6 protein-coding genes are annotated in these 4611 nt (G+C 71.5%); all 6 read left to right on the top strand.

The window, feature by feature from the left end; genetic code table 11:
- Positions 1-69: 69 nt before the first annotated feature.
- The 6 genes from sufD to AB0I76_RS22960 are packed head-to-tail and all read left to right on the top strand — an operon-like array spanning position 70 to position 4503.
- Entirely contained in the window at positions 70-1212 is a 1143-nt protein-coding gene (gene sufD, locus AB0I76_RS22985; RefSeq protein ID WP_357038978.1) for a Fe-S cluster assembly protein SufD, read from the top strand.
- Positions 1212-1538: a non-heme iron oxygenase ferredoxin subunit gene (locus AB0I76_RS22980; protein ID WP_357038975.1), complete on the top strand. Its 327-nt coding sequence runs from the start codon at positions 1212-1214 to the stop codon at positions 1536-1538. The genes sufD and AB0I76_RS22980 overlap by 1 nt, the downstream gene beginning before the upstream one ends.
- Entirely contained in the window at positions 1538-2311 is a 774-nt protein-coding gene (gene sufC, locus AB0I76_RS22975; protein ID WP_357038972.1) for a Fe-S cluster assembly ATPase SufC, read from the top strand. Before AB0I76_RS22980 ends, sufC begins: the two co-directional genes overlap by 1 nt.
- Before the next feature lie 7 nt (positions 2312-2318).
- Complete coding sequence (locus tag AB0I76_RS22970) at positions 2319-3623, top strand: cysteine desulfurase (RefSeq protein WP_357038969.1); 1305 nt, start codon at positions 2319-2321, stop codon at positions 3621-3623.
- Entirely contained in the window at positions 3623-4099 is a 477-nt protein-coding gene (gene sufU, locus AB0I76_RS22965; protein ID WP_357038966.1) for a Fe-S cluster assembly sulfur transfer protein SufU, read from the top strand. The genes AB0I76_RS22970 and sufU overlap by 1 nt, the downstream gene beginning before the upstream one ends.
- The gene (locus AB0I76_RS22960; protein ID WP_357038962.1) at positions 4096-4503 is read left to right on the top strand and encodes a metal-sulfur cluster assembly factor; all 408 of its coding nucleotides are present in this window, start codon (positions 4096-4098) and stop codon (positions 4501-4503) included. Before sufU ends, AB0I76_RS22960 begins: the two co-directional genes overlap by 4 nt.
- Positions 4504-4611 lie beyond the last annotated feature (108 nt).

Raw genomic sequence — 4611 nt, 5'->3', positions numbered from 1 at the left:
GCCGGCCACGCCGGCCCGCCGCTCCGAGCACCAGACACCGTCGTCGTTGCAGAACAGACCAAGGAAGAGATGACTACCCAGGCTTCCGCGCCGCCCAGCACCAAGACGCAGGCGCTCCGCTCGTACGACGTCGCCGACTTCCCGGCCCTGACGGGCCTGGAGGAGGAGTGGCGTTTCACCCCGCTCAAGCGTCTGCGCGGGCTGGTCGGTGGGGCGCAGGCCGCCACCGGCACGGTCCGGCACGAGTACGGCGACCTGCCCGCGGGCGTCACCGTCGCACGGATCGGCAAGGACGACCCGCGGGTGGGCAGCGTGCTCACCCCGGTCGACCGGGTCAGCGCGCTGGCGTACGGCGGTGTCGAGCAGGCCCTGCTGGTCGAGGTTGCGCGGGACGCCGTGGTGGCGGAGCCGGTGACCCTGCGGGTGGCCGGTGACGGCGCCGAGGGGCTCGCCTTCGGGCACACCTTCGTCGAGGTGGGCCGGTTCGCCGAGGTGACCCTGGTGCTGGAGCACGTCGGCTCGGCGACCCTGGCCGACAACGTCGAGGTGTCGGTGGCCGACGGCGCGAAGCTGACCCTGGTCACCGTCGCCGACTGGGCCGCCGACGCGGTCCAGGCCCAGCACCTCAGGGTGCGGCTGGGTCGGGACGCCAAGGTCATCCACATCCAGGTCAGCCTGGGCGGCGACCTGGTCCGGCAGTACACCTCGGTGGAGTACACCGGGCGGGGCGGCGAGGCCGAGCTGTACGGCGTCTACTTCGCCGACGGCGGGCAGCACCTGGAGCACCGCCAGCTGGTCGACCACAACGTGCCGGACTGCCGCAGCTACGTCGGCTACCGCGGTGCCCTGCAGGGTGCCGACGCGCACACCGTCTGGGTGGGCGACGTGCTCATCCGGGCCGAGGCGACCGGCACCGACACGTACGAGATCAACCGGAACCTGCTGCTCAGCGACGGCGCGCGGGCGGACTCCGTACCCAACCTCGAGATCGAGACCGGCGAGATCGCCGGCGCCGGCCACGCGAGCGCGACCGGCCGCTTCGACGACGAGCAGCTCTTCTACCTGATGGCCCGGGGCATCCCGGAGAGCGAGGCCCGGCGCCTGGTGGTGCGCGGCTTCTTCGCCGAGCTGATCAACAAGATCCCGGTGGAGTCCCTGCGCGAGCGCCTGGGGGACGCGATCGAGGCCCGGCTGGCCAAGGCGGGCGCCTGATGATCAGGATCTGCTCGACCGAGGACGTGCCGAAGGGCACCGCGATCAGCGCGGACGTCGACGGCACGCAGATCGCCCTGGTGCACGCCGAGGACGGCTCGTTCCACGCCGTGTTCGACGAGTGCTCGCACGCCGCGGTCGCCCTCTCCGAGGGGGAGGTCGACGGTTGCACGCTGGAATGCTGGCTGCACGGTTCCCGTTTCGACCTGAGGACCGGCGAGCCGACCGGGCTGCCTGCCACCGAACCCGTTCCCGTCTACCCCGTCGAAGTCCGCGACGGCGACATCTACGTCAGCCTGACGCCGAGCAATGGAGTGACCCGATAATGAGCACCCTGGAGATCCGCGACCTGAAGGTGTCGGTCAAGCTGCCCGAGGGTGAGCTCAAGCCGATCCTCGATGGGGTAAACCTGACGGTCAAGTCGGGCGAGACCCACGCCATCATGGGCCCCAACGGCTCCGGCAAGTCCACCCTGGCGTACTCGATCGCCGGTCACCCCCGGTACGAGATCACCGGCGGTTCGGTGACCCTCGACGGCGAGGACGTGCTGGCCATGTCCGTCGACGAGCGGGCCCGCGCCGGTCTCTTCCTGGCCATGCAGTACCCGGTCGAGGTCCCCGGCGTCTCGGTGGCCAACTTCCTGCGCACCGCCAAGACCGCCATCGACGGCGAGGCGCCGAAGCTGCGCACGTGGGGCGGCGAGCTGCGCGGTGCCATGGAGCGCCTCCAGATGGACCCGGCGTTCGCCCAGCGCAACGTCAACGAGGGCTTCTCCGGCGGTGAGAAGAAGCGGCACGAGATCGTGCAGCTGGAGCTGCTCAAGCCGAAGATCGCCATCCTCGACGAGACCGACTCCGGCCTCGACGTGGACGCGCTGCGCGTGGTCAGCGAGGGCGTCAACCGGGTCCGGGACACCGGCGACACCGGCGTGCTGCTGATCACCCACTACACGCGGATCCTGCGCTACATCAAGCCGGACTTCGTGCACGTCTTCGTCGCCGGCCGGATCGTCGAGCAGGGCGGGCCGGAGCTGGCCGACAAGCTCGAGGCCGAGGGCTACGAGCGCTACGCCGCCGGGGCCGGCTCGGCGAAGGCCTGACGTTTCGATGACCTCCATCGCGATCCCGGCCGGCATGCCGCAGTACGACGACGTGCCCCGGTACGACGTGGCGACGGTGCGCGCCGACTTCCCGATCCTCGACCGGGAGGTCAACGGGCACCGGCTGGTCTACCTGGACAGCGCCAACACGTCGCACAAGCCGCGCCAGGTGCTCGACGTGCTCGCCGAGCACTACGCCCGGCACAACGCCAACGTGTCGCGCTCGGTGCACACCCTGGGCACTGAGGCGACCGAGGCGTACGAGGGCGCGCGGGCCAAGGTCGCGGCGTTCGTCAACGCGCCGAGCGTCGACGAGGTGGTGTTCACGAAGAACTCCACCGAGGCGATCAACATCGTCGCGTACGCCTTCTCGAACGCCTCGCTGCGGCCGGACGGCGACCCGCGGTTCAGGCTCGGCCCCGGTGACGAGATCGTGATCTCCGAGATGGAGCACCACTCGAACATCGTGCCGTGGCAGCTGCTGGCCGAGCGGACCGGCGCGACCCTGCGCTGGTTCCCGGTCACCGACGGCGGGCGGCTGGACGAGTCGGGCCTGGAGGACCTGGTCACCGAACGGACGAAGATCGTCTCGCTGGTGCACATGTCCAACATCCTCGGCACCGTCAACGCCACGTCCCGGATCACCGCGCGGGTCCGCGAGGTGGGCGCGCTGCTGCTGCTCGACTGCTCGCAGTCGGTGCCGCACATGCCGATGGACGTGGTGGACTACGACGCGGACTTCATCGTCTTCACCGGGCACAAGATGTGCGCGCCCACCGGCATCGGCGTGCTCTGGGGCCGGGCCGAGCTGCTCGCGGCCATGCCGCCGGTGTTCGGCGGCGGTTCGATGATCGAGACGGTGTCGATGGCGGGCTCCACGTTCGCCGCGCCGCCGGCGCGGTTCGAGGCGGGCACCCCGCCGATCGCCGAGGCCGTGGCGCTCGGCGCGGCCGTGGACTACCTGACCGGCATCGGCATGCGGGCCGTCCAGTGGCACGAGAAGCAGCTGACCGCGTACGCCCTGGACGCCCTCGCCTCGGTGCCCGGCCTGCGGATCTTCGGTCCGTCGGTGCCGGTCGGCCGGGGTGGCACGATCTCGTTCGCGCTGGGTGACATCCACCCGCACGACGTGGGGCAGGTGCTGGACTCCCTCGGCGTGCAGGTGCGGGTGGGCCACCACTGCGCCCGCCCGGTCTGCGTCCGGTTCGGGGTGCCGGCCACGACCCGCGCGTCGTTCTACCTCTACACCACCACCGAGGAGATCGACGCCCTGGTGGCGGGCCTGGAGCAGGTGCGAAAGGTGTTCGACTGATGCAGCTCGACCAGCTCTACCAGGAGATCATCCTGGACCACTACAAGCACCCGCACGGCCGCGGCCTGCGGGACGCCGACGACCCGGCGGACCGGGTCGCCGAGGCGCACCACGTCAACCCGACCTGCGGGGACGAGGTGACCGTCCGGGTGACCACCGACGGCGAGGTGCTGCACGACGTCTCGTACGACGGCATGGGCTGCTCGATCAGCCAGGCCTCGGCGAGCGTGCTGCACGAGCTGCTCACCGGCCGGGGCGCCGGCGAGGCGTTCGAGGTGCACGAGGCTTTCCTGGAGTTGATGTCCGGCCGTGGCCAGGTCACGCCGGACGAGGACGTACTCGGTGACGGGGTCGCGTTCGCGGGTGTCGCCCGCTATCCCGCCCGGGTCAAGTGCGCGCTGTTGCCGTGGATGGCGTTCAAGGACGCCGCGGCACGCGCCGGTGTGGGCGCGAGCCCGACGGAGGTGAAGGCATGAGCGAGGACACTGCCACGGCGGCGACGCCGGAGACCGGTGAGCCGGCCACGACGGAGGGCACCGCGCCGGCAGCCGGCGGCAAGGCCGCCGTCGCCGACATCGAGGAGGCGATGAAGGACGTCGTCGACCCCGAGCTGGGCATCAACGTGGTCGACCTCGGCCTGGTGTACGGCGTGCACGTCGGCGACGACAACGTCGCCACCCTGGACATGACGCTGACCTCGGCGGCCTGCCCGCTCACCGACGTGATCGAGGACCAGGCCCGGCAGGCGCTGACCACCGGTCCCGGCGGCGGACTGGTCGACGACATCCGGATCAACTGGGTGTGGCTCCCGCCGTGGGGTCCGGACAAGATCACCGACGAGGGGCGTGACCAGCTCCGCTCCCTCGGCTTCAACGTCTGATCGTCACCTCGTCGGGGGGGGGGGGCCGGCGCCGGGGGGGGGGGCCCCCGGGGGGGGGGGGGGGGGCGGCCCCCCCCCGGCGCCCCCCCCCCCCGCGCGCCCCCCCCC

The organism is Micromonospora sp. NPDC049799 (assembly GCF_040656655.1).
Classification (GTDB): Bacteria; Actinomycetota; Actinomycetes; order Mycobacteriales; family Micromonosporaceae; genus Micromonospora.
The sequence above is the reverse complement of the archived record's forward strand: the minus strand, read 5'-3'. Positions and strand labels throughout refer to the sequence as shown.

Excerpts from the sequence above, each read along its gene's own strand:
- AB0I76_RS22970 (WP_357038969.1), top strand. The coding sequence starts at position 2,319 with ATGACCTCCATCGCGATCCCGGCCGGCATGCCGCAGTACGACGACGTG.
- sufD (WP_357038978.1), top strand. The coding sequence starts at position 70 with ATGACTACCCAGGCTTCCGCGCCGCCCAGCACCAAGACGCAGGCGCTC.
- AB0I76_RS22980 (WP_357038975.1), top strand. The coding sequence starts at position 1,212 with ATGATCAGGATCTGCTCGACCGAGGACGTGCCGAAGGGCACCGCGATC.
- AB0I76_RS22960 (WP_357038962.1), top strand. The coding sequence starts at position 4,096 with ATGAGCGAGGACACTGCCACGGCGGCGACGCCGGAGACCGGTGAGCCG.
- sufC (WP_357038972.1), top strand. The coding sequence starts at position 1,538 with ATGAGCACCCTGGAGATCCGCGACCTGAAGGTGTCGGTCAAGCTGCCC.
- sufU (WP_357038966.1), top strand. The coding sequence starts at position 3,623 with ATGCAGCTCGACCAGCTCTACCAGGAGATCATCCTGGACCACTACAAG.